The organism is Neomelitea salexigens DSM 19753, assembly GCF_000422345.1.
Taxonomy (GTDB): Bacteria; Pseudomonadota; Gammaproteobacteria; order Pseudomonadales; family Spongiibacteraceae; genus Spongiibacter; species Spongiibacter marinus_A.
Genome location: NZ_AULP01000002.1, coordinates 260,856 through 283,981, shown reverse-complemented (window position 1 = coordinate 283,981; position 23,126 = coordinate 260,856). Strand labels below are relative to the sequence as shown.

22 protein-coding genes and 1 tRNA gene are annotated in these 23,126 nt (G+C 56.3%); 11 read left to right on the top strand and 12 right to left on the bottom strand.

The window, feature by feature from the left end; genetic code table 11:
* Window positions 1-253 precede the first annotated feature (253 nt).
* A tRNA-Arg gene (locus H573_RS0104670) sits at window positions 254-330 on the bottom strand.
* Between the two features lie 165 nt (window positions 331-495).
* Here H573_RS0104670 and H573_RS0104665 point away from each other — a divergent pair.
* On the top strand, window positions 496-1,302 hold the full coding sequence (locus H573_RS0104665; protein ID WP_027873244.1) for a helix-turn-helix transcriptional regulator: 807 nt from the start codon (window positions 496-498) through the stop codon (window positions 1,300-1,302).
* 150 nt (window positions 1,303-1,452) lie between these two features.
* Here H573_RS0104665 and H573_RS0104660 read toward each other — a convergent pair whose 3' ends face one another.
* From H573_RS0104660 to H573_RS0104645, 3 genes are all read right to left on the bottom strand, one after another.
* Window positions 1,453-2,145, bottom strand: coding sequence for a fimbrial biogenesis chaperone (locus tag H573_RS0104660; RefSeq protein ID WP_027873243.1), 693 nt, complete (start codon window positions 2,143-2,145; stop codon window positions 1,453-1,455).
* Between the two features lie 224 nt (window positions 2,146-2,369).
* The gene (locus H573_RS19585) at window positions 2,370-3,083 is read right to left on the bottom strand and encodes a fimbrial biogenesis chaperone (protein WP_027873242.1); all 714 of its coding nucleotides are present in this window, start codon (window positions 3,081-3,083) and stop codon (window positions 2,370-2,372) included.
* A 67-nt stretch (window positions 3,084-3,150) separates the two neighbouring features.
* Window positions 3,151-3,774, bottom strand: coding sequence for a hypothetical protein (locus H573_RS0104645; RefSeq protein ID WP_027873241.1), 624 nt, complete (start codon window positions 3,772-3,774; stop codon window positions 3,151-3,153).
* A 156-nt stretch (window positions 3,775-3,930) separates the two neighbouring features.
* Between H573_RS0104645 and H573_RS0104640 the strand changes: the two genes are divergently transcribed.
* The 6 genes from H573_RS0104640 to H573_RS17055 all read left to right on the top strand — a co-directional run bounded on the left by H573_RS0104640 (window position 3,931) and on the right by H573_RS17055 (window position 10,811).
* Window positions 3,931-6,222, top strand: coding sequence for a fimbria/pilus outer membrane usher protein (locus H573_RS0104640; protein ID WP_161624237.1), 2,292 nt, complete (start codon window positions 3,931-3,933; stop codon window positions 6,220-6,222).
* Window positions 6,223-6,230: 8 nt separating this feature from the next.
* Window positions 6,231-6,890 (top strand): hypothetical protein, encoded by a 660-nt coding sequence (locus H573_RS0104635; protein WP_027873239.1) that lies wholly within the window; start codon window positions 6,231-6,233, stop codon window positions 6,888-6,890.
* A 203-nt stretch (window positions 6,891-7,093) separates the two neighbouring features.
* Entirely contained in the window at window positions 7,094-8,101 is a 1,008-nt protein-coding gene (locus tag H573_RS0104630) for a hypothetical protein (protein ID WP_027873238.1), read from the top strand.
* 23 nt (window positions 8,102-8,124) lie between these two features.
* Entirely contained in the window at window positions 8,125-9,114 is a 990-nt protein-coding gene (locus H573_RS0104625; RefSeq protein WP_027873237.1) for a DUF4785 family immunoglobulin-like domain-containing protein, read from the top strand.
* Window positions 9,115-9,327: 213 nt separating this feature from the next.
* Entirely contained in the window at window positions 9,328-9,756 is a 429-nt protein-coding gene (locus H573_RS0104620) for a c-type cytochrome (RefSeq protein ID WP_027873236.1), read from the top strand.
* Window positions 9,757-9,911: 155 nt separating this feature from the next.
* The gene (locus H573_RS17055) at window positions 9,912-10,811 is read left to right on the top strand and encodes a S1 family peptidase (RefSeq protein ID WP_084497926.1); all 900 of its coding nucleotides are present in this window, start codon (window positions 9,912-9,914) and stop codon (window positions 10,809-10,811) included.
* 1 nt (window position 10,812) lies between these two features.
* Here H573_RS17055 and rep read toward each other — a convergent pair whose 3' ends face one another.
* The 5 genes from rep to H573_RS0104590 form a co-directional block, all read right to left on the bottom strand.
* Window positions 10,813-12,819: a DNA helicase Rep gene (rep, locus tag H573_RS0104610; protein WP_027873235.1), complete on the bottom strand. Its 2,007-nt coding sequence runs from the start codon at window positions 12,817-12,819 to the stop codon at window positions 10,813-10,815.
* A 110-nt stretch (window positions 12,820-12,929) separates the two neighbouring features.
* The gene (locus tag H573_RS17050; protein WP_051171017.1) at window positions 12,930-13,757 is read right to left on the bottom strand and encodes an alpha/beta fold hydrolase; all 828 of its coding nucleotides are present in this window, start codon (window positions 13,755-13,757) and stop codon (window positions 12,930-12,932) included.
* A gap of 10 nt (window positions 13,758-13,767) precedes the next feature.
* Window positions 13,768-14,574 (bottom strand): SDR family NAD(P)-dependent oxidoreductase, encoded by an 807-nt coding sequence (locus H573_RS17045; protein ID WP_051171016.1) that lies wholly within the window; start codon window positions 14,572-14,574, stop codon window positions 13,768-13,770.
* A 14-nt stretch (window positions 14,575-14,588) separates the two neighbouring features.
* Window positions 14,589-15,575 carry an NAD-dependent epimerase/dehydratase family protein gene (locus H573_RS0104595; protein WP_027873234.1) on the bottom strand — a complete coding sequence of 329 codons (987 nt, stop codon included), beginning with the start codon at window positions 15,573-15,575 and terminating at the stop codon, window positions 14,589-14,591.
* Entirely contained in the window at window positions 15,572-16,090 is a 519-nt protein-coding gene (locus H573_RS0104590; RefSeq protein WP_027873233.1) for a 2,4'-dihydroxyacetophenone dioxygenase family protein, read from the bottom strand. The genes H573_RS0104595 and H573_RS0104590 overlap by 4 nt, the downstream gene beginning before the upstream one ends.
* Window positions 16,091-16,200: 110 nt before the next feature.
* Between H573_RS0104590 and H573_RS0104585 the strand changes: the two genes are divergently transcribed.
* On the top strand, window positions 16,201-17,193 hold the full coding sequence (locus tag H573_RS0104585; protein ID WP_036255744.1) for a helix-turn-helix domain-containing protein: 993 nt from the start codon (window positions 16,201-16,203) through the stop codon (window positions 17,191-17,193).
* Between the two features lie 3 nt (window positions 17,194-17,196).
* Here the strand turns inward: H573_RS0104585 and H573_RS0104580 are convergent, their stop codons facing one another.
* From H573_RS0104580 to H573_RS0104570, 3 genes are all read right to left on the bottom strand, one after another.
* The gene (locus H573_RS0104580; protein WP_027873231.1) at window positions 17,197-18,435 is read right to left on the bottom strand and encodes a GGDEF domain-containing response regulator; all 1,239 of its coding nucleotides are present in this window, start codon (window positions 18,433-18,435) and stop codon (window positions 17,197-17,199) included.
* Between the two features lie 91 nt (window positions 18,436-18,526).
* The gene (locus H573_RS0104575; protein WP_027873230.1) at window positions 18,527-20,005 is read right to left on the bottom strand and encodes a YifB family Mg chelatase-like AAA ATPase; all 1,479 of its coding nucleotides are present in this window, start codon (window positions 20,003-20,005) and stop codon (window positions 18,527-18,529) included.
* A gap of 60 nt (window positions 20,006-20,065) precedes the next feature.
* A complete protein-coding gene (locus H573_RS0104570) occupies window positions 20,066-20,323 on the bottom strand; it encodes an accessory factor UbiK family protein (RefSeq protein WP_027873229.1) in 258 nt (85 codons plus the stop codon).
* A gap of 338 nt (window positions 20,324-20,661) precedes the next feature.
* Here H573_RS0104570 and H573_RS17040 point away from each other — a divergent pair, with 338 nt between their 5' ends.
* From H573_RS17040 to H573_RS0104550, 3 genes are all read left to right on the top strand, one after another.
* Window positions 20,662-21,351 (top strand): TorF family putative porin, encoded by a 690-nt coding sequence (locus H573_RS17040; protein WP_051171015.1) that lies wholly within the window; start codon window positions 20,662-20,664, stop codon window positions 21,349-21,351.
* 61 nt (window positions 21,352-21,412) lie between these two features.
* On the top strand, window positions 21,413-21,751 hold the full coding sequence (gene glnK / locus H573_RS0104555) for a P-II family nitrogen regulator (RefSeq protein ID WP_027873228.1): 339 nt from the start codon (window positions 21,413-21,415) through the stop codon (window positions 21,749-21,751).
* A gap of 70 nt (window positions 21,752-21,821) precedes the next feature.
* On the top strand, window positions 21,822-23,081 hold the full coding sequence (locus tag H573_RS0104550; protein ID WP_027873227.1) for an ammonium transporter: 1,260 nt from the start codon (window positions 21,822-21,824) through the stop codon (window positions 23,079-23,081).
* The last annotated feature ends 45 nt before the right edge of the window (window positions 23,082-23,126 follow it).

The following is a 23,126-nucleotide window of genomic DNA, read 5'->3' as shown; positions in this document are numbered from 1 at the left end:
TGTCAGTAAGGCCGTGGCTTAGTGAATCTCTGGTAGGAATAAGGCCAGCACCAGCATGGCGCCAGTGAGAATTATGAGGTGGTTATTCAGGGTGTTATTAAACATCGCTGCGCTCCTTCGTGGCAAACCTTCGGATCCATCCGAGGGGCGCATTATCCGATAGCCGAAAACAAAGCCCTATCGAGAATTTTGGCAATAATATTAGGCTGAAGGAGTGAGGCGCTGCAGGAGAGAGGTGAGAAAAGGTGGAGAATGGCCCGCCCGAGAGGATTCGAACCTCTGACCTTCGCCTCCGGAGGGCGACGCTCTATCCAGCTGAGCTACGGGCGGTTTAGCAGCGCGCAACTATAACAGAGCGTTGTCAGACTCACAATTTCGATAGTGTAGTGCAGCTATATTTATTAACTTTCGTTAACTCATCGTTGTGGTATTGCATGGGTGTCTCTATGTAGGTATTTTGTGACATAGCCCTCAAAAAACAAAATCCTTGTAGCTATGATTGCAACAACCTTCATCATCGACCGCCTGAATAATCTCTATGCGCTGGCCGCGGAGCTGCCTCAGCACAAATACGAGGAAGAGTTTTGCCGGCAGGTAAGTGAGGATTTCTCATTGGCTTATTGTCAATGGTGGGGGTGCGACGGCGACGATGTTCGAAAGCGGCGCTTGTTAGGCGAATATAGTGACAGTCCGGCAAGCAAAACCGTTGTTTGTGAGCTCAGCAGTGCTAGCCACGGCTGCCACCGGCTTGTGTTTGGCTTAATAGGCAAGTCTTTTGAAATGGCGGATGAAGCTTGGCATGCGCTGGCGCAGGGCATGGTTGCTGCCGCCTATAATGCGCAGCGTTTTGTGGGGAGTCGCATGGTCTCCGCTCCTGCGGATACCGGTGTGGCGTGGCTTGATAACGACGGTAAGCTAGTGCGTTTTTGCAATGCCTTTAAAGCGCACATGCTTGCTCAGTATCCTTCCTGGGGCGGTGCGTCACTGCCTTTTTCCTTGCCCTCTCCAGACGTGGAAGGTTTCGTATGGCAGGGCTTGTATATTCGCGTGCTGCATCTCAACGAAGGCATCCGTATCGCCGCGCACACCGATCGCCGTGCAACGAACGTGCTGACCGAACGGGAAATGGATGTGGTGCGCTGCATTGTCGATGGATGCAGCTTTAAAGAGGTGGGGCGACGCTTGGGTATTTCCCCGTCGACAGCCTCCAGTCACTTGTATAAGGCCTATGACAAGTTAAAGGTGCGCGGTCGCGCGGCACTGGTGCAGTGGTATAGTCGCCGAGAAAGTGGCGCGGCATAACATAAGCCTCCTCTCAACCCTGCCTAGAGTTAATGCGCAGAACGAGAACGGCCCTTAAACAGCGTTTTCCCTACGCCTTTGGGCGGTTTGTGTTAACCGCCAGCGATGATTAATAGAACAGCTGCCCCGCAAGGTGTATCTGAAAAAACTTCAGTAGATACTTACGTATTGCAGTGCGTCGTCACTGTAGACCCAGCCTAGACCGCTCACATTGAGCGTCACCTCTCCCTCACCGCCTTTAGGCAGCTTGAAGTACCGTGTTACCCCCGGCCATGCATAGGCATAAAAGGGAATGGCGTTGCCATTTTGCCAGCGATAGGCATTGATGTGTGCGGGCTTACTGCCGTGATTTTCCAGTATGAGGTAGTGGTCATTGCCGCGGTGTGCCGTGCGGTAATGCACGCGCTCCGTGGCATTTTCGCGGGTGATAAACACCGGCAGCGAATGCACCAGAGAGTGCAGGTCGTTATCGCTGCTCTTCGAGTGCCAGTTGACGTTAAGTCGGAACAGGCTCAAGTCATCAATGTCGCGATCATGGAGAGAAACTGTGATAGTTATTTTGCTGTTTGCCGGAATCTGCGTTTGAGAAGTCGATAGCTTAACTGCTCTGCGATTAAGCATGGCCTGTTCGTCGGCCCGAGTGTCCAAGCCGTTGGCTTGCCAGGGGCTCAAACCAAAATTAAAAACCAGCGGCTGATCTGTTTGGTTAACAACCGTGAACGTCGCCTCGTTTTGTGTCGGTGAAAGATAGGCTTCCGAGGGGGTGACAAATACCGAACCCTGCGCGGCGTGAGCAAGGGTGGTTAACAATATCCAAAATAGTCCGGAGCGTAGCGTTTTCATAGTTAGGCTTAGGCAGGTTGTTATGTCGAAAATAGTGCGCGAAAAAGACCTTCGCGTTGCCTCTGTCTGTCACCGCAATGCCGAGTGGCGCTGGGGCAGCAGTTTACTTGAGGTAATTCTATGTGCAGCCCACTAAGGAGCTACCTAGGTATGGAACTACAGTAAGTTGTTGGTGAGGGCCCGGCTATAGCAAATTTTGCTACCCCGAGCAGCGGAGCGACGATTTATGGTTGCGCGGCTTGTTGCTGGGCAGGGGCTTGGCTCTTGGTCCAGCCATAGGTGCGCAGCTGCAGCGTGATGTCGCCGTCGCCGGTGGTGGGGAGCTTGAAGGTGCGGGTCTTTCCGGGCCAGGCGTAGGCAAAAAAGGGCGTATGTTCACCGCCGGTGCGGCGATAGGCCTTAACGTACACGGGCTTTTGTCCGTGATTTTTCAGTACGAGATAGTCGTTGTTGTTGCGGCGAACGGTGTGGTATTGCAGCTGGTAGTCTGCATTGGGCGCCGTAACAAACAGCGGGAAGGAATAACCCGGCTGTAAACTAACGCGATTTTGTTGCTGGCCCTCAGTGGTGCTGGCCTTCCATGCAACATTTAGCCGAAACAGGTGGAGGTCGGCCACGCTTTTGTCGCGCAGAATCACCCGAAAAACCTGCTGGCCGCCGCCCTCGACCCGCGCGACCGGCGGGTAGGCCAGTAGGGCTTTGTTTTTGAGTAGCCGCTTTTCCTGCTCCACATCGTCGCGATAACTGGACAGCCAAGGAGCAATACTCAGACTGACGTCGATATCGCTGGCGGTATCATTACTAAGAATAAAGCTCGCTTCGCGCTTGTCTGCTGAAAGTGTGGCCTCTGATGGCGTCATGGTGACGTCTGCCCAGCTCAATGGCGAAAAAAGCAGTAGTGTGAAAATGACGAGTATCGAACTTTTTAAAAGGTGCATACGGGTTTCATTGCAAGGGGTAAAGGCCGCCTATAGGGCGGCCTATATTCAGTTGAGGCGAAGCGGCTTAAGCGCCAGTGTCGGCTGGGGCTTCCGCGTCAAATTTCACAAAAAGATTTTGTGCGCTTTCTGCTGAAACGTCACCGAAAACATCGCCAACATCTCCGTCAATCGAGGCTTTAAATGTGTAAGTAACAGACCCGCCATTGCCATCTAGATTTGTGTTGATATCACTTACGTTCTTAAAGGTGGTTCCGTCCTCAGATGCCTGCAAGGTCGCTGTCTTTGCGGTTTCGTTGATCTTGATGTCGATAGAAGAACTACGAGCCGTATAGTCAGCTGTTGTCCCTGCGACAGTCATAGCAACATTGTAAGAGTTACCAGATGCGTCGTCCGAGCATGTAATAGAGAGCTGCTCAGTTGCTGTAGCAACATACTGTGCTCCGGCTTGACCGAATTCAAATGACAGGCCTTGAGTGGAGCTCTGTTCGCCTTGCAGTTGCCCAAATTCGTCGGGCTCATTGGTAGTCTGTGAGTCACCGCCAAAAGAGCAGGCAACAACTTCGTTGATTGTTCCGCTCACCGTTAGTGGTGTTTGGCTCTCGCCGGTGTATACATTTGGAGTAGCCGCAAAGGCTGCTGTACTGCTTAGTAGAATGGCCGCCGCCAAGGTTTTTTGTTGTAGTTTCATCGTTTGTTCCTTCTCCAGTTGTTTTGACGAGCTCTGCGGCTCGTGTCACATACACTAGCGATGTGTGTTGTAGCTGTGCTATAGCAAATTTTGCTAAGGCTTTGGTCAATCTTCACTATTACACTTGCAGTCTGTTTGATGTTATTGGTCGCAACTGTGCCGCATGTAAGAAGCGTATTTATCTCCCTCGCATTGGCTATGCTGGCTAACCTGCCCGCTGAGTCGGGGTCGTTGCGCGTGGTGGATATGGATTTTTCCGGCACGGTGCGCGCCACGGTTGTGCTGTTTGAAAGTGGGGAGTTGCCCGGTGATTTTTTAATGGCCGAGGCCGACCTGCCCAAACGTTTGCTCGATGGCGAGGCGCTGTCTTCGCTTCCGCGGCAAAGTGCGGCGGGCTGTGAACAATGCCTTAGGCTGAGCAGCTTGGGTGACGTGCGCTTTAACGAGCGCACCGCTTCGGCCCAGCTATTGCTTCACCCGCGTTTATTGCCCGAGTCCCGCTTGTCGATGGCGCCTTCAGCGCGCCGCTTTCGGCCGCAAAATAACTATGGCTTGCAAATCAATTGGGGGCTGCGGGGCGCCGAAAAAAAGTCGGCAGATCAAAGGGTGTTGACGGGCGCCGCGGACCTTGGGCTGGTGGCCTCGCTCGGCGGGGGCGCGGTGCTGCGCCACGATGCCGCGTGGCTGGAAGATAGCGGCTGGCTGCGCGGCAGCAGCTCACTGGAATATGTGGTGATCGAACATCAGCTGGAAGTTGTGCTGGGCGATGCGGTGACCGCCTCGGGGCCGTTGAGCAGTGCCCAGCGCTTTGCCGGCCTGAGTCTTCGCCGGCGTTTCGACACACAGCCTGGCCAGGTGATCACGCCAGCCTATGATTTAGCGACTGTATCGCGCTTGCCCGGGGTCGCTGAATTGTTTATCGAGGGTGAGCGCACTCGCCGCGAAAATGTTGCTGCCGGACGCGTGCGTTTTGAGGACATTCGCGGTGACAACGGCAGTAATGTGACCCTGCGTTTTACCGACGAACTTGGCGTGGTGCAGGAGGTGTCGGCGCGGTTGTTGGGGACGACGCAAATGTTGGGGCGTGGCCAGTTGGACTTCGACCTTGGGGCGGGGCTGTTGCGCAAGGATAGCAATCGTTACGACGGCCGGGTGGGGGCTGCCGGTGTGCGCTATGGCCTGCTGAACTGGCTTAATGTTGAAGGCCTTGTCGAAGCGGTAGACGAGCAACTCAACGCAGGGCTGGGGGTGATGCTGGCAACGCCCGTGGCGCAAATTGAGCTTAGTGCATCGCAAAATTACTATCCCGACGACCTTGCTCCACCAGTTGAAGAAGGGGGAGAGGGGCGGGCCTATACCTGGTCGGTGTCTAACCGCGCTGCGCTGCGCAATCCAAAGGTGATATTTGGCTATAGCGGCCGCTACGTGGATGGCTTCCGGCGGCTCGGCAGCGACGAGGCCGTGGGTAGCTTTCAGCGTTTTTTCGCCGCAACACGCCTGGGGAATAACAGCCTGGGGGGCTCGCTGACCCGGGTTGACGGGCGTCACAGTGGCGCGCTGCGACTGAGTAGAAGCATCGGCGGCTGGGGACTGTCGCTGGGGGCCAGTGCAGTTGAAGGCGAGCAGCCGCTGTATTTCGCCAGCCTGGCGTGGTCGCCGAGGCGCTCAGGCACGTTGCGCAGCCTGCAATATGGTTACGCTAATGGGGTGGAGGTGGACACTCACAGTGCAGAGGCGAGTTTCTACGCTGAAGACCAGCGCTTTAGCGCCAACTTGCGGCATCAGTCGGTGTTTTCGGAGCTGGGGCGGTTGCCAGGGTCAGAGCGCAATGAGCTTGAACTGGCAAAGCGCTGGCGCACCGTCAATGCTGGGGTTCAGTATCGCAGTATTGGCGAAACGGCAACGACCAGCGCCAGGGTCAGTGGCGGCCTTGCCTTAACGTCGATTGGGGCGGTGAAAGCACTGCCGCCGTTCACGAGTCAGGCGGGCTACTTAGAGGTGAACACGGGCTTGGCCGGCGTTAGCGTTGACTACGGGGAGGGGGGGGTGACGGCCGATGACAATGGCACCGTGGTGATACCGGCGCAGGGCTTTCGCCCCACGAATTTTGCTATCGACCTGGATTCGCTGCCCGACGGTTATACGACGTCGCACCAGCGCAGTGACACGGTGGTGGTGCCGGGCACGCGGGGCATTGTCGAGGTGGTGGTTGCAGCGCCCGGGTTTTTATTGTTGATTGATGGCGCGAAAAGCGGCGATACCGTTACCTGGAATGGCCGAGACTACCCGGTTTTTGGTGTTGGCAGTTATATCGAAAATGGCCATGCGGGCGTTAATGAACTGGTGTGGCAGGGCAAGACATATCGCGTTTCCCTGCCGCGGATTGGCAATGATATTCCTGAGTTTTTCTTTGACGCTAAAGCGGGGGCGCTCCGGCAGGAGCCGTAAAACGGGTTATGACGCGTTTTTATTATCTGATAATAGGCATGGTTTTCGTGCTGGCTTCTCTTCCCGTCACGGCATTAGAGCTGGATGAGACGCTGCCCTTGTCGATTCCGCCTAGTGTAAACGCGCTTCCAGAGGCACCCCTGCGCTTGCCCGGGGCTCGACTGCCCTCGATGAATTTGCGTGGCGGTGCTTTGGTGGCAGAGCTGCCGGACGAGGTGGCGCGGGCGGCAGTGACACAGGGGGCAATGGCTGAGTTGGCGCATCGTTGCTCGGTACGACAAAGCGCTCTCGCACTGCCGCTGGGGGCCCTGAGCCCGGGCGCCCACAGTGAGGCCTTTAGTCAGGCTCGGGCTTTTCAGGTTGCTTGCCCCGAGCCGGCGAGTTACCGGCTGATAATCGTCAACGCGCAGGGAGAGGAGCTGCCTCAGGGGGTGGTGCCGGTGCGAATCGGCGATAGCGGCGGTGGTCAGCTGCACATCACTATTGATGGTCGCGAGCCCGGTGGGTTAATCCGCCACAATGGTGTGTTGCCAAAAACGCATCAACTCGCTGTTGAACTGCGCGATGAGTTCGGTCGCGGGCGAATCCCTTCCGCCAGTGGCGTGCTTACGATGGCGAAGCACGATTTGTCTTTGGTACTGCGCCCGGCACTGCCAGAAGAGCGCTAGCGAGCAATCCTCGATTCGTCAACTGTGACGTAGTTCGCGCTAACACATTCCCTCAACTAATGCCCGCTATTGGTGCATTTTATTGGCGCGTCGTCAAGGTATGAACTTGAATTCACTCCGTTGCGCAAATGTGTCATAGCTTGCGTGGCACTCCCGGCGTGCAAATGCGCGCCGAATAATAGTTATAACAACAGGAGAGAGTGATGCTCAAAAGTTCTGTAATGCGGAGGGTGCTCGGCCTTGCGCTGCTATTTGCCGCGGGGGATGCCTTTGCTAACCCGTGTTTGATTTTTGTCCACGGTAAGCAAACGGATACCAATACCTACACGTCGTATTCTGCCGCCCGAAATTATTGGGTGAATGGCAGCGATGACTTTGTTCGGACGGCAACGAAAAACTACCAGGCTTCTTACTATGTGGTTGGCTATAACGGTACTCGTCCTTATTGGGAGTCAGAAGCGGCGGGCGAGGTTGCCAACGAGATTGTGAATGCGACCAATGGCGGTGCTGACGGGGGTGGCAATAGCTGCGCGAAGAGCTATGCCCAAGGCGGCACGTTTTGGATTGTTGCCCACAGCATGGGCGGCGTGATTACCGATTACATTTTAGGGAATGACGACAGTTCAGACCCCAACTACAACTACAACGGCCCTTACGACACGGTGGCCAGCCGGGTTTCCCTAGCGGTGACTACCGGTGGTGCACACCGCGGTTCCGAGGGGGCTGACGCTGTGTGCGGGCAGTCGAGTGGCGGGTGTAACTGGTTCGCCGGATGGATACAGGATTGTGATGATGCCACTTATTGGCTGCGCAGTTCCAATGATGTTCAGGTGCGTACTTACGCCTCTGCCCCCGCGAAAAACATTTATCTCACCGGCGGCTACGAAGCTATTTTTGGTGCTAGTGCCTGTTTGAGCGGTGAGGACGACGGTGTTGTGCAGTACGCATCAATCTTTGCCTGTGACGGCAGTGCGAGCACCAGCTATAACAACAGCAACGCCTGTAATAACAGCTACAAACAAGAGATTTCAGGTTTCTTTAACCTCGATGCCGCCCATGAAAACCACGGCGATGAGCGCGATGACAGCGACTCTGATACCCGCCGGCAAATTCCAGACGGGATTTGGACTTGCAGTGGCAGCAGCTGCTCACCTAATACGGTGGTACAGAGCTCAATGACCACGGCTGAGTTTATTAGCATTCTTTATTAAGGGCGTGTATTCGGAGATTGATGATGAAAACAATAGTAAAAGGCGCCCTGTTGAGTGGCGCGATGTTAGCGGCGATGGCCGGGACCACACAGGCGCAATCACTGGGTAATTTGGCCAAGCAGGCCGCCGAAAGTTACCGCGTACAAGCGCGTTATCCCGCGTGGTCGCAACCCTTGGCGCGCGATGCGTTGAACCCTATCGTTTCAGAGCGCGAGCCATCGGTTATTTCCACTGGTGGCTATGGTGGCACCGCCTTGTCATTTTGGAGTGATGCCAGCCGCTATGAGCCGGGCGATGTTGTGCGTGTGAGCGCAAAGGTCAGCCGGTCTTCGGCCCTGGAGGGGGCGGAATCCGATGCTTGGCAAGTGCAAGCTGAGCTGATGTCCGGGCCCGATGCGGTGCTTGCTTCCCTGCCACTGCGCGATGATGGCAAGGGCGCAGATCAGCGCGCGGGCGATGGTGTGTACACGGGCGAGCTGGTGTTGCTGGAAGATTGGCAGCCGGCGCTCGGCAAGGCCAAAAATATGGGGCTGAGGGTATCTGCCGATAATGGCAAGGACCTACACCGCAGTATGGGGGGCTTCCTCTACAGTCGGCCTGCTGCTGAACTGACCGGACACTATCGCGATGTGGTTAAGGATGGCAACCTGGTTGTTCAAGTCAAGGTGAATGTTGCGCAAGCCGGCCGCTTCCATTTGTCTGGCGTGTTGGCGACACTCGATGCCGCTCCCTTAGCCTTTGCTCAGCAAAGCTTTCAGCTCGAGCCGGGGCAACACTGGCTGGATTTAGGCTTTTACGGGCTGATCTTTCGCGAGCTAGGGGTGACGGCTCCTCTGCAGTTGCAATCGGTAACCCTGAGTACGGTTGGCACCATGCCGAACGCACTCGGCCCGGTAGAGAGCAATGTGCTCACTACGGCGCCGCGTCTACCCACCCAGTTTACGGCGAAGCCTTTTGCACGGGCTGACCTGCTCGATGCGGCTGAGCGTTTAACAGGAGCCGGTGAAAGCTGATTTGGGGTTGCTCCAGACTTGGGGGCTCATGCCCCCTTTTTTATCTCTGTTAGTTTTGGATCCTTCCCGGCTGCGAATACGTAAAGACCAGCCAGTACCGTGAGGTTTCGGCGAACGCAGACGCTTATGGAGTAATAAGCGCCATGCGGATATAATGCGCAGCAGAATTTTTAGGCTGAGCAGCCACAATTTCGAGAGGGTGGGAAAACCGTGATGAATCAGATGGGTAAAATGCTGGTAGTGGTCGTTGCGTTGCTGGCCGAAGTTTCAGCGTGGGCAATGACAGATAAGCAGCGTGCAGAGGTTGAATCTCGCATCGCGCCAGCTGGTCAAGTTTGCCTGCAAGGCGACAGCAGCTGTGGTGCCACCGTGGCGGCAGCAGGCGGTGCAGCGAAGTCTGGCGAAGAAGTTTACAAAGGTAGCTGCCAGGGCTGTCATGCGGTAGGCGCGGGCGGTGCACCGAAATTAGGTGACGTTGCTGACTGGGCGGCGCGCACGGAAAAAGGCTTGGATGCCGTCTATGCTAACGCTATCAATGGCTTCAACAACATTGGCATGATGCCGGCGAAAGGCTTGTGCATGAGCTGCTCTGATGATGAAGTAATCGCGGCGGTTGATTACATGATTGAGAACAGCAAGTAATTGCTAGGCAGTCTGCCGAAGCCGCGCTAGTCGCGGCTTTTTTTTTGCGTTGAAAAAGGTACTGGCGGCATCTGCATGCTGTGACATTTCGTAGAGTTTTGAGTAATAGCTGCGTACATTATGCAGTAACTAGCGATCGGTGCAGGCGAAAAGTGATGAACAAGGTATTCATTCTAATAGCGGCAGGCTGCTTGATAGCCGCTTGTGGTGGCTCCTCCTCGAGCGGCGGTAATACGCCGAGTTCACCGGAGACCTCAGGTGGCGGTGGTCAGCCGCCTGTTAGTGGGGGCGGAACCGTGAGCTTTGGCGAGCCGCTGGCGACCCAGATACGCCCCGGCGTTGAGGTTGTCGCTGATGGCTCCAGCTGCACAAGTAATTTCCTTTACCAACTCAACGCCGAAACAGTTTACCTTGGCGTGGCCGCGCATTGCTTTAGCCCCGATACCAACAGCGGTGTTGACCCCTGTGAGAGTCGCAGTTTGGATATCGGCTTTAACCAAGTGATAGTCGAAAATGCTCAGCAGCCAGCGGAGCTGGTATACAGCAGCTGGCGAGCGATGCAAGAGGTGGGTGAAACCCCCGGCTCAGACGCTTGCCGCTACAACGACTTTGCTCTGGTAAAACTGCACCCCGATGATATTGCGAATATTCATCCCGCAACCGTCGCTTTTGGTGGCCCCGTTGCGCTCGCTACAGGCACCGCTGACGTGGGGGAGGATATTTTTCTCTACGGTCATTCTTCACTGCACTTTGGCGTTCGCGAGTTAGAGACAATGGTGGGTAGTATTGTTGAGGTTGAGGGGGGCGGCTGGTCCTATAGCGTGTCTACCGATACTCCCGCCGTGCCGGGAGACAGTGGCGGGCCGGTATTAGACAGTCAGGGCCGAGCGCTGGCAGCCACGAGTGTGCTCTCTGTTGGCGTGCGGCTCGACCCACTGAGAAATGGCGTGGTCAACCTTGATCGGGCGTTGCGTTACGCTAAGGAAAATGGCTTTGTCGACAAGGGGTTGAGCTTGATCACCTGGTCAGATTTTCGCCCCAACGGCGACCTCTGACTCAGCCAAGCATGTCGCGCAGGCTCGCCAAGGTTTCACCGCCGCGTTTTTGATTTTGTGCCGGATCGGCATCAGCGCGACCTTCCCATTCGACATCATCTTGCGGCAGCTCGGCTAAAAAGCGGCTGGGGTCGCAGCTGGTAAATTCGCCGAAGCTTTTGCGCTTGGCGCAATAGGTCATGGTCAGTGTGCGTTGGGCGCGGGTGATGCCGACGTAGCAGAGCCGCCGCTCCTCTTCCACCATGTCATCATCGATACTGTTTTGGTGGGGCAGCAGCCCCTCTTCCATGCCGATCATAAATACGTGCGGAAACTCCAAGCCTTTAGCTGCGTGGAGGGTCATCAGCTGGACTTGGTCGGCACTTTCTTCCTCGTCGGCTTGGCGCTCCATTAAATCGCGAAGCACCAAACGGCTGATGGCTTCTTCAAAGGTCTCGTTGCGTTCTTCGTCGCTGAGGTTTTGCTCCAGCGAGGCGATGAGGGTATGCACATTGTTCATGCGTCGTTCGGCAACGGCCACCGACGAACTGTTCTGTATCAGCCAGTCCAGGTAGTCGATATCGTTGCAGAGCTGTTTGACGGCCGCGATGGCATCGTCCTCGTAGCAGCGCCGCCGCATCCCGTCCAGCCATTGCGTGAATTCCTTCAGGCGGGTGACGGCGGCCTCGGGTAGGCGCTGGGCCAGGCCCATTTCGTCGCAGGCGCTGTACAGGCTAATTTCCCGCTCGGTGGCGTAGCTCCCCAGGGCTTCGAGTGTCGAGGTGCCAATTTTGCGGCGCGGCACATTAACGATGCGCAGAAAGGCATTGTCGTCATTTTGGTTAATCATCAGGCGCAGGTAAGCCATGATGTCTTTGATTTCATTGCGACCAAAGAAAGAGGTACCGCCGCTCAGCTTGTAGGGTATCTGGTGGCTTTGCAGCTTGAGCTCCAACAGGCGCGACTGATGGTTGCCGCGATAGAGCACGGCGTAATTGCCAAAGCGACCGCCGGTGCGGATTTTGTGGTCGAGAATTTCGACCGCCACCCGCTCGTTTTCGGCGTCTTCATTGCGGCAGCGAATAATGCGGATGGGGTCGCCAAAACCCAGGTCTGACCACAGCGCTTTGTTCAGCTCGTGGGGGTTATTGGCGATAACGGTATTGGCCGCTTTAAGAATGCGCGCGGTAGAGCGGTAGTTTTGCTCAAGCTTGACGACCTTCAGGTGAGGGTAGTCCTTGCCGAGTAGTGACAGGTTTTCCGGTTTTGCGCCGCGCCAGGCGTAAATGGACTGGTCGTCATCGCCCACCACTGTGAGGCCGCCCCGATCGCCGACCAATTGCTTCACCAGCGTATATTGCGCGCTGTTGGTGTCCTGGTATTCATCGACCAGCATATAGCGAATTTTATTGCGCCACTTGTCGAGGATGTCGGGGTGCTGCTCAAACAGCAGCGCTGGCAACAGGATCAGATCGTCGAAGTCCAGGGCGTTATAGGCTTTTAACGCTTTTTGGTAGCGAATGTAAGCCTGGGCGCAGAGCATATCAGCTGGGCCTTCCGCCTCAGCGACGGCCTGCTCGGGCAAAACGAACTCGTTTTTCCAATGGGAAATACGTTGCTGGATGCGGTCCGCTTGATCGCCGTCGCTGCCGTGTTCTTGAATAAGTAGGTCGCGAATCAGAGCCTGGGCATCTTGCGCATCAAAAATTGAGAAGCCCGACTTGTATTTCAGTGCGGCGTATTCGCGGCGCAGAATGTTCATGCCGAGGTTGTGGAAGGTCGACACGGTGAGGCCGTGAGCGGCTTTGCCTTTGACGAGTGTGCCCACCCGTTCCTTCATCTCGCGGGCCGCTTTGTTGGTGAAAGTAACCGCCGCGATATGCCGGGCGGGAATGCCGCATTTTTCGATCAAGTAGGCCATCTTGCGCGTGATAACACTGGTCTTGCCGCTGCCTGCACCGGCTAATACCAGCAGCGGGCCGTCGATGTACAGAACCGCCTCGCGTTGTCGATCGTTGAGTTTGCTCACGCTATATCACTGGGCCGAAAAAAGGCTGGCAATTGTAGCAGTGCCATCGTTAATTCGACACCGCTATCCCTGCGCTGAGCGCAGTTGCTTCTTTACTGCGGGCGGGGGAGTTAAGCGCGGAAGTGCTCGAGCAATAACCCGTTTACGGTCTCGGCCTGGCTGAGGCTCATCCAGTGCCCGCCATCGAGCTTTTGGTAGCGCCACGGCCCATTGACCCACGCTGCAGAGTCGCGCATCTGATCCTCGGTTAAAAAGGCATCTTGCGCACTCCACAAACCGAGCGTCGGCGCGCTAACAGGCGGCTGCTTGCGCAGTAGTATTTCGGCAAAATTGGCGCGATAAATGCGCACTGCTGCACGCATTCTACCGGGTTGGCGTAAACGCGACATCACCTCGTCCATATTCGGGTGGGAGCCAAAGATCCGGCGGAGTGAGAAGCGCCCGCTGCCGGCGAGTAGGCTGTCCGCCAGGCCGCGCAGCTGGAAAAACAAGGTATACCAGCCCGCGCGTTTTTGGGCCCAGCCCGCGCGAGCATAAACGGTGGGGTGGCCGACCGACATAACCGCCAGGCGCTGGACACTGCCAGGATGCTTCGCCGCCAATATCCAGGCGATAACGGCCCCCCAGTCGTGGCCGACCACATGGCTTTGCTTGATTTTTAGGTGCTTAAGCAGTGCCAGATGATCGCTGATAATGTTGTCGGCGTGATAATCGCTTTGTTTGGGGGCAATGTCGGAATGGCCACAGCCTACGGTGTCTGGGGCAATGCAGCGAAAGCCCGCTTGGTGCAGAGCCTGTATTTGTGGTTGCCACATTTCCGCTTGGTCGGGGAAGCCATGCAGCAGCAGTACCGCCGGGCGTAGATGATCATTAGGAGCGGAGTCCAAATAGGACAGGCGAAGCCCTCGATGGCTGAAAGCATGGCGTTTGGGTGTCACGGTGCACTCCTCAATGATGACCTTTATGCAGCAGGCGGCGGATCATGAACTGCATTACTCGGTTAAAAATCCACGGACAATACCTGGCAAGGGACGCCGTAAACCGACTGCGTACACCGGGAATGATCATCCAGCGACCCGCATCCAGGCCGCGCATTATGCCGTCAAGTGCGGTGTTGGTATCCAGTGAGCCGGCGAATTTTTTAAGCTCCAGAGAGATTGGGTCGCCCTGCTGGCGCTCACTCTCAACCATGGGCGTCTCGACCTCGGGTGGACAAATACAGGAAATGCCAATTCCGAGAGGCTCGTACTCATAGCGCAGAGTGGTTGCTAAGCCGACAACCCCGAACTTGGACGCACCATAGGCGGCGTAGCCATAGTTGCTGACCAGCCCTGCCATTGAAGCAACCAGTGCTAAGCGACTGCCCGCCGACATGTGGGGCAAAACCGCACTGGCAAAGTGCACGCTGCCACAGAGGTTAATTTCAATAACACGGGCAAAGTCCTTGGCAGCCATTTCTGCAAACCGGCAGTTGAGTATGACACCGGCACAGTTGATCGCCAGTTCAATAGAGCCATAGTTGTCTGCCGCTCTGGCGGCGGCTTCTGCACAGGCCTGCGCATCGCGAATATCCACGGTGTAGGCTTGCCATTGCGAGCTCGATGCGGCCGCTTGTGACAACTGTTGCTTGGCGCTGTCGCCGAATGAGAGGTCGAGAATGCTGAGGCGGTAGCCGCGTTCGAGCAAACGAAGTGCAAGCCCTAGGCCGAGACCGCTGGCGCCGCCGGAGATAATACAATGAGGGGGTGTTTTCATAGTGTTTTTCGCCTTTAGCGCTCGCCGATATCACGAAGCCACTGCTTAGAATATTCCATGCCCTCAGCGAGGGGGACTTTGGGTTCGAATCCTAATAATTCCCGGGCTTTACGGCCATTAAAGGCCCCTTTTCGGTTGAACATGCGCATCGTATCCGGACAGGACTCATCGCGCACGCCGCGCCATCGATTAAGGGTGTGTATTGCTTTTGTTAGCGGAATGGCGGCTTGCAGCGGCAGGCTGGGCGGCCGACCGCGGCGCCCGGCCCAGCGCCAGTGGTAACTGAAAAACTCCCCACAGCTGACGGCCTGCTCTCCCCACAGAATGAAAATTTGCCCGCTGGCCGCCTCGCTGTGCGCCGCGAGCAGCGTGCCGTCTATCAGGTCGTCGATATAGATGGGCGTGAAGATACCGCGACCGCCATTGGGCAACAAAAGCCTGCCGGATCGCGCCATTTTAAGGGGCTCGAGCAGCCAGGCTCGCGACCCGGGACCATAGACGTCGCCAGGGCGAATAATGCAACAGTCGATGTTGCCGCTGGCGTGGGCGGCGAGCACCAGATGTTCGCTGGCACCTTTGGCAACACCATAGCGGCAGTGCTTGCCAATCACGACGGGAGCCTGCTCGTCAGCGCCATCAACGTAGTCATAGCCCATTGCAAGAATCGAAGAGAAGTGCACGAAACGCCGACAGCCAGCGCGTTGCGCACTTGCCAAGGCATGGCGCACGCCGTCGACGGTAATGCGCCGATAATCCGCCCATGATGCCGACAATGAAACGACCGCTGCGGTGTGTATGAATAGCTCGCAGCCTTCCACGTGATGGGCCCACTGCTGGGGCTGGCAGAGGTCGGCGGCGACGATGCCTTGCTCTGGATTGCCCTGTAAGTCCATGCCGCGCACCTCACAGCCGAGGTCCCGGTAGCGCTTCATTAACTGTTGGCCGATAAAGCCTTGCGCGCCTGTGATAAATACCCGCTTTGGTAGTGGCGCTGTGGTCATGGTGTGGGGCACGTGTAGTCGGCGGCGGAGGGGCGAATATAGCGGGCGGGTTCCATACCGCGCTCCGCAACCAGCTCGTCAAACATATGCATGATATCGCTCGCATCCATAATGCCGAGGTAGTTGCCTTCATCGTCGAAATTGACGTTGGCGCCATAGACCACCATCACCGCAACGGCTGGCTCGCTGGCGTCGGCAGGCACCGTAAATTGGTGGATGGAGCCGCCGGGTTCATAGAGATAGCTGCCCGCAGTTTGGGGTTGGTCGGGATATTCCACATAGTTCCAGCTGCCCGACAGGGTGAACAGATGCACAGTGCCGGTATGGTAGTGCTTGGGCAAGACAACGCCAGGGTGAAAGACGGCGCGAAGCACCCAAATACCCTGGTGGGGGTCGAGGAACAGGGGCTGCGCATCAACACCGGGAACGCCTGGCAAGGCATCTTTGTACATGGGCATTTCGTGGGTGTTCAGCGTGAGTAATGCTTTGTGATCCATAGCGGGTTTGGGGAGCATGGTGAGCGCCTCTTAAATTATTAGCGTTATTGCAGGCTGGAGCTTATCTACGTTTTCGTGGCCAGGCTTGATATATTGCGAGTCAATATTTGATAAAACGCGAGTCTGCCGTGCAGCATTTTGTTCGAAGTGGTGCCCTACTGGGTTTTTCTGAGTGGGTGCGAGATTGCGGCCAGAACCCCAATGCGCTGATGGCGGAATTTGGTTTGACGCCAGCGGTGGTACACGACCCGGATCTATACCTTTCCTATACCGTCTTAGCGCAGTTAATGACGGCTGCCGCCGAACGCTGTGGGCGCGAGGATTTTGGGGTGCAGTTGGGAATGCGCCAGGGGTTAGAGGCAGTGGGGGCGCTGGGTTCGGCAATGTGTTTGCAGGCAACGATAGCCGATGCCCTGCGAATGATGCAGCGTAACCTCGATTTTCATGCCAGGGGTGTGGTGGTTAGCGCAATATCCAGCGAGCGATTCATCGAGATACGCATGGACTTTGCTTTCGCCTCGGTGGTGGATTGCGGGCAGCTGGCAGGCTTGAGTTTGGCGTTGTTGGCGCGTTGCTTGGAGCAGTTGCAGAGCTCCCCCGTGCGTCCAGACTCCCTGGCTCTGCGAGCGCAGGCACCTGCGGCGGCGGAGCTTTCGGCGCTGTTTGGCTGCCGGGTAGAGCCCGATGAGGGCTGCGATGCACTGCGTTATCCATTGTCGCTGATGAGCTCGGCGGTCGATGTAGAGCCCGGCCTGCGCTCACGCTTAAGCGCGCAGTGGCGAGGTGCATCTGAGCCGGCCTCGTTAAGCCTGCGCCAGCAGTTGGATCAAACGATAACGGCGTTGCTGCCAACGGGAGAGTGCAGCTTAAGCATGGTGGCTAGGGTGATGGGCTTACATCCGCGCAGTCTTCAGCAGCGCCTGCAGTGCGAGGGAAGCAGTTTTGCTCAGGTGCTGTCCGCGCGTCGCCAATATTTGGCCTGCGAGCATTTAGCGCACAGCGATATTGACCTGACAACGCTGGCTTTGAGCTTGGGTTATTCTGAGCTGGCGGTATTTAGTCGGGCCTTCAAAGTGTGGACGGGGGTGTCGCCAAGCCAGTGGCGCAAGCAATTGGCTTAAGCCCTACACAACAATGCGATTGCGACCGGATTCTTTCGCTTGGTAAAGCTTGCTGTCAGCCATTTTTATCAGTGTATCCAGACTGTCATCTTGGCCATTGCTCAAGCCGCCGCTGACGGACAGCGTAATATCGTAGCCGTTTTCCTTGACCGGATTGTTGGCCAGTTTGCGGCGAAAGTCGTCGAGTCGATCAAAGGTGTGTTCGGCATTTTGCTCGCTGAGTATGCAAAATTCCTCACCGCCGAAACGGGCGATCAGATCGTCAGGGAAGGCGGATTGCAGCAGCGCTGCGAGGTGTTTTAGAGCCGTGTCGCCAGCGTCGTGGCCGAGGCTGTCATTAATATGCTTAAAATGATCGATATCCAGCATGGCAACCGACAGCGGCAGTTCTTGAAACTGCGCTTGCTGATGACGCAATTGCGCCTCACTGAAAAAATAGCGGCGGTTGTAGAGCTTGGTCAGGTAGTCGCGATTTGCCGCGTCTCGTATCTCGTCGATGCGATCCATGTATTCCAGGTTTTGGTTTACCCGGCAGAGCAGCTCCTCGTAGCCAAAGGGTTTGCTAATAAAGTCATTGGCGCCACTTTTTAGAAAACGCGCAGAGAGCCGGGCGTCGTTAGAGCTGGACAGGCCAATGATCGCTAGTTGATCCTTCGCGTACTTGGCGCGTACTTGTTGAATAAAGTCGAAGCCGTCCAATACCGGCATATTGTAGTCAGTCAGGACCAGGCGGATATTGGGTTGCTCGCGAATACAGTCGAGGGCCTCTTGGCCGTTGTGGCAAACCAACACATTCAGACACTGAATTTCCAAGTAGCGCTTCAGCATGGCGGCGGCCGATGGCGAGTCATCGACAACCAATACCTGCGTGCTGCGATTGCGATGAATACGCTCAACCAGCCGACTGGCATAGTCGTAGGCGCTAATGTTCTTCTTTAGCACGTAGTCGACAACACCGAGCTCGATCATGCGATTGCGCAGCTCGTCGCCGAAGAAGCCGGTTAGCACCACCACGGGGATGTCAAAGGATTGCACCACCGGTACCACTTCGCCATTGGGGGCGTCAGGTAGGTTTAAGTCGACGAGGGCGGCGGTAAAGGGCGTTTTGGTGTCGCGTATTAACTGTTTTGCTTCAGCGCCGCTGGCAGCGACACAGGCCTGAAAGCCGGGAATATCCTCGATAATTGCTCTGGCCATGCTGGCCAGCGAGCGGTTGTCCTCGACGATCAAAACATTCGGCATAACCCCGAAATCCTAGAAGTTCTTCTTATATGGTGTTCGATTGTAAGTGCCGATGGCTGTGAAATAGATTCGTATAGTCACCTACCTGGGGTCAGAGTTCTCCGCGGTAGAGCGCGGCCTCGCGCAAGTGCTTCAGGCCAATATCGTTGCTGCTTTCGAGGTCGGCGATGGTGCGCGCCGTCTTTATCAGGCGGTGCTGGCCGCGCGCACTGAGGTTGATGCGCGCTTCGATGTCCCGGATGAAGGCTTTACCCTCGGTATCTAAGGGGCAAAACCGGCTGAGCTGCCCGGCATCAAGCAGGGCGTTGCTGCAGCCCTGGCGGTCGAGCTGGCGCTGATGCGCTGCGCTCACCCGAGCGCGTATGGCGTCGCTGGGTTCGCCCTCAGGGCTGTCTTGTAGCTCACCGGCGGCCATGCGATTCAGGCGCAAGCGCAAGTCAATCCTGTCCAACAAGGGCCCCGATACACGGCTGCGGTAGCGCAGTATTTGGTCGGGGGTGCAACGACAGGCTTTTTGGGGGTCGCCGTCAAAGCCGCAGGGGCAAGGATTCATTGCCGCTACCAAAGCGAATCGAGCCGGGAATCGGAGTTGATGGCGCGCTCTGGAGATGACCACCTCGCCCGATTCTATGGGCTCGCGCAGCACTTCCAGCACTTTGCGTGGGTACTCGGGCAATTCATCGAGGAAAAGCACGCCGCGATGAGCAAGGCTGATTTCGCCGGGGCGCGGGCTACTACCGCCGCCGACAAGCGCAGCGGCCGAGGCGGTGTGATGTGGGTTGCGAAATGGGCGCTGAAGCTGCAGTGGTTGGCCAACGATCGACTGGACAATGGCGATTTCGCGACACTCCTGCTCTGTTGGGGGCGGGAGGATACCGGGCAGCCGGCTTGCTAACAGCGTTTTGCCCGTACCGGGAGGGCCGCTAAATAGCAGGCTGTGAAATCCCGCTGCAGCGATCTCCAGCCCACGCTTTGCCAACAACTGACCGCGTACATCGCGCATGTCCGGATACGCAGCGGGCCGTGTATCGGCGGCGTCTGTCTCCGGCCCCAAACTCTGCTGGCCCTTTAGAAACGCCACCACGCCGAGCAGATCTGTGGCCTCCTGCAATGTATCCGGGGGGAGCAGCTCTGCCAGTGAGGCGCTGCCGGCGGGTAAGACCAATTGCCTGGATGCGTCTGCGGTTGCCAGGGCGGTGGGCAGGGCAGCATTGACCGTTCTCAGCTCGCCGCTTAGCCCCAGCTCGCCGATGAACTCATAGGACTCGGTCTCGCGTTTTTGTAATTGGCCGCTGGCAACGAGGATGCCGATGGCGATAGGCAGGTCAAAGCGGCCGCCCTCTTTGGGCAGGTCTGCTGGCGCTAAGTTGACGGTGATGCGGCTGACGGGAAAGGTAAAGTGAGAGTTGATCAGCGCCGAGCGCACGCGGTCTTTGGCTTCGCGTACGGTTGCTTCCGGCAGCCCGACAATATTAAAGGCCGGAAGCCCGGCGGAAAGGTGCACCTCAATGGTGACGAGCGGGGCATCTACCCCGAGGCGCGCACGGCTGTGTACAGTGGCCAGTGGCATAACTCAATCCCTGAGTATTTTTGCAATTGCGAGCAGCCGTCCTGCTGCGCGCAAGACGGTTTATTTATTCTCGGCACTTTCCAAACTGGCAGTAATCTCGGCCAGCTGTCGCTCGGCGGCTTCCAGACGAGCGCGGGTGCGATTGAGTACCGCGGTTTGCGCATCGAATTCGTCTCTCGATACCACATTCATCTTGCTGAAGGCGCTTTGTAGTAGTGCCTGCAGTTTGGCTTCGATGTCTTGCTGAATATCCGGGCCTTGGCTGATCAGGCGCCCGGCCTGTTCAGCAAGTTGGGAAATAAAGTCGGGTTTTGCCATGGCGATACTCTCTCGTTGCTGGCGACAGTTTATCGCACTTTTGCACGGCGTCGCAGAGCGTGCACAGTTTTTGTTCCCGGCGGTGTTTGCGCTGTTTAGGGGCGGCAAATGAGGGCAATGTGAAATTGCACTGATATGGTGCTTAGCTCAGTGGTGTTGGTATTTTGTGATCGGAAATAGTGCGGAAAGGAGCGTAAAGGGGTGTTTTGTGGAGGAAAAGCCCTGATTTTGGGCGATTTTAAACCTGGCACGCCCCATGCATATAGCTAGGCATGTGATGTTCAGGGCCTTCCCTAACCGCATACGTTCAACGAGAGAAGACTATCGGAGACTAGAACATGAACACTTGGAAAAAAATGCTTGGTGTAGCAGTTGTAACAGCAGCCCCTTTCGCGGCTTCAGCTGCGGAAATTAGCGGTAACGTGACAATGGCAACGGACTATGTGTTCCGTGGCTACTCACAAACGAGTGAGAAAGGCGCCATTCAAGGCGGCTTTGACGTCGACTTTGGCAACGGCTTTTACGTTGGGACTTGGGCATCAAACGTCGATTTCGGCAGCGAAGTAACCACTGAAATGGATTTCTACGGCGGATACGCCTTCGACGTTGCTGAAGGTGTCGGCCTGGATCTGGGTGTTGTTCACTTTATGTACCCCGGCGATGAGGCAGCACTGAATTACCAAGAATATATTGCGTCGGTATCGGTCTCAGACTTCAGCTTCGGCCTGGTGTATTCACCTGATTACTTTGGTGATGGCAACGGTGACGCAACGGTAATTAACCTCGACTACAGCATGAGTGTGGCGGAGGACGTGAGCCTTGACTTCCACGTGGGTCAAACCACCACAGACGAAGACGGACTGGTCGATGACGACGATAGCTACATCGATTACATGATCGGTGCTAACTACGACGTTGCCGATGTGACGCTGACTTTGGCCTACTACGGCACTGACGTTGATAACGACGCGGCTGCAGACGGCGATGCAGACGACCGTTTCGTCTTCTCTATCTCAAAAAGCCTGTAATTAGATCGCGGCGGGCACGTCAGTGCCCGCCTGCCCTCAAGGCTATTAGCAGGAGAACAACATGAAATTAATTACAGCGATTATTAAGCCTTTCAAACTCGACGACGTTCGCGAGTCTCTGTCAGACATCGGTGTGCAAGGCATCACCGTGACCGAAGTGAAGGGTTTCGGACGACAGAAAGGTCATACAGAACTGTACCGCGGCGCGGAATACGTTGTGGACTTTCTGCCTAAAGTGAAAATTGAGGTAGCGGTCGCCGATGGCGATGTTGAGGCTACGCTCGAAGCTATCAGTAAGTCTGCCAATACCGGCAAGATTGGTGACGGCAAAATCTTTGTCTCTGCCCTTGAGCAGGTGATCCGTATTCGTACCGGCGAAGCTGGCGAAGACGCGATCTAAGAGTAGCGGGCTACCCGCCACGCGGTGGTGGTAAAGCAGTAGGCCCCCAAATTTTTCCGGAGGAATCCCAGTGGAAAATCAAATTTTTGAACTTCAGTACGCAATGGACACGTTTTACTTTCTTGTCTGTGGCGCACTTGTAATGTGGATGGCTGCAGGCTTTGCCATGCTAGAAGCGGGCTTGGTTCGCAGCAAGAACACCACAGAAATCCTGACTAAAAACGTCGCGTTGTTTGCGATCAGCTGCATCATGTACTTGGTGTGCGGTTACGCGATCATGTACGGCGGCGACATCTTGTTAAGTGGCATTGGCGACTTCGACCTTGAAGGCGTGTTGGCAGACTCGGCAGAAGCCGGCTTTGACGGCGGTTCAGTATACTCTGGCGCTTCCGACTTCTTCTTCCAGGTGGTCTTCGTTGCAACCGCAATGTCGATCGTATCCGGTGCTGTGGCCGAGCGCATGAAGCTCTGGGCATTCCTGGCCTTCGCGGTTGTGATGACGGGTGTGATCTATCCGCTGGAAGGGTCTTGGACCTGGGGTGGCAACGACGTATTCGGTTTGTATAACCTCGGCGACCTTGGCTTCTCTGACTTTGCTGGCTCGGGCATTGTACACATGGCAGGTGCCGCTGCGGCGCTGGCTGGCGTGTTGCTGCTTGGTGCTCGTAAGGGCAAATACGGTGCAAACGGTCAAGTTAACGCGATCCCCGGTGCAAACCTGCCACTGGCGACTCTGGGTACCTTCATCCTGTGGATGGGTTGGTTCGGCTTCAACGGTGGCTCAGTACTGAAACTCGGCGATGCTGCCAACGCACACTCTGTTGCCATGGTCTTTTTGAACACCAACGCGGCGGCAGCCGGTGGTGCCGTAGCAGCCCTGGCGGTCGCACGCATCTTATTCGGCAAAGCTGACCTGACTATGCTGCTGAACGGTGCGCTTGCTGGTCTGGTAGCGATTACTGCTGAACCTTCTACACCTACTGCCTTGCAAGCGACCTTGTTCGGTGCCGCGGGCGGCGTACTGGTGGTATTCAGCATCCTGGCTCTCGATAAACTGAAAATCGACGACCCCGTGGGTGCGATCTCCGTCCACGGTGTTGTGGGTCTTCTGGGTCTGCTGCTGGTGCCGGTTACCAATGACGGTGCGAGCTTCAGCGGTCAGCTGATCGGCGCTGCAACCATCTTTGGCTGGGTATTTGGTGCAAGCCTGGTAGTGTGGCTGGTGCTGAAAATGGTCATGGGTATCCGTGTTAGCGAAGAGGAAGAATACGAAGGCATGGACTTGGCAGACTGCGGTATGGAAGCATACCCCGAGTTTGTGAAGAGCTAAGTCAACGCCTCCTTTTGATCAGGGCGCCCTTGCGGCGCCCTTTTG

What these genes read in the sequence shown, in the direction of transcription:
- H573_RS0104665 (WP_027873244.1), top strand. Translation starts at nt 496, where the DNA reads ATGATTGCAACAACCTTCATCATCGACCGCCTGAATAATCTCTATGCG.
- H573_RS0104660 (WP_027873243.1), bottom strand. Translation starts at nt 2,145, where the DNA reads ATGAAAACGCTACGCTCCGGACTATTTTGGATATTGTTAACCACCCTT.
- H573_RS19585 (WP_027873242.1), bottom strand. Translation starts at nt 3,083, where the DNA reads ATGCACCTTTTAAAAAGTTCGATACTCGTCATTTTCACACTACTGCTT.
- H573_RS0104645 (WP_027873241.1), bottom strand. Translation starts at nt 3,774, where the DNA reads ATGAAACTACAACAAAAAACCTTGGCGGCGGCCATTCTACTAAGCAGT.
- H573_RS0104635 (WP_027873239.1), top strand. Translation starts at nt 6,231, where the DNA reads ATGACGCGTTTTTATTATCTGATAATAGGCATGGTTTTCGTGCTGGCT.
- H573_RS0104630 (WP_027873238.1), top strand. Translation starts at nt 7,094, where the DNA reads ATGCTCAAAAGTTCTGTAATGCGGAGGGTGCTCGGCCTTGCGCTGCTA.
- H573_RS0104625 (WP_027873237.1), top strand. Translation starts at nt 8,125, where the DNA reads ATGAAAACAATAGTAAAAGGCGCCCTGTTGAGTGGCGCGATGTTAGCG.
- H573_RS0104620 (WP_027873236.1), top strand. Translation starts at nt 9,328, where the DNA reads ATGAATCAGATGGGTAAAATGCTGGTAGTGGTCGTTGCGTTGCTGGCC.
- H573_RS17055 (WP_084497926.1), top strand. Translation starts at nt 9,912, where the DNA reads ATGAACAAGGTATTCATTCTAATAGCGGCAGGCTGCTTGATAGCCGCT.
- H573_RS17045 (WP_051171016.1), bottom strand. Translation starts at nt 14,574, where the DNA reads ATGAAAACACCCCCTCATTGTATTATCTCCGGCGGCGCCAGCGGTCTC.
- H573_RS0104595 (WP_027873234.1), bottom strand. Translation starts at nt 15,575, where the DNA reads ATGACCACAGCGCCACTACCAAAGCGGGTATTTATCACAGGCGCGCAA.
- H573_RS0104590 (WP_027873233.1), bottom strand. Translation starts at nt 16,090, where the DNA reads ATGCTCCCCAAACCCGCTATGGATCACAAAGCATTACTCACGCTGAAC.
- H573_RS0104580 (WP_027873231.1), bottom strand. Translation starts at nt 18,435, where the DNA reads ATGCCGAATGTTTTGATCGTCGAGGACAACCGCTCGCTGGCCAGCATG.
- H573_RS0104575 (WP_027873230.1), bottom strand. Translation starts at nt 20,005, where the DNA reads ATGCCACTGGCCACTGTACACAGCCGTGCGCGCCTCGGGGTAGATGCC.
- H573_RS0104570 (WP_027873229.1), bottom strand. Translation starts at nt 20,323, where the DNA reads ATGGCAAAACCCGACTTTATTTCCCAACTTGCTGAACAGGCCGGGCGC.
- H573_RS17040 (WP_051171015.1), top strand. Translation starts at nt 20,662, where the DNA reads ATGAACACTTGGAAAAAAATGCTTGGTGTAGCAGTTGTAACAGCAGCC.
- glnK (WP_027873228.1), top strand. Translation starts at nt 21,413, where the DNA reads ATGAAATTAATTACAGCGATTATTAAGCCTTTCAAACTCGACGACGTT.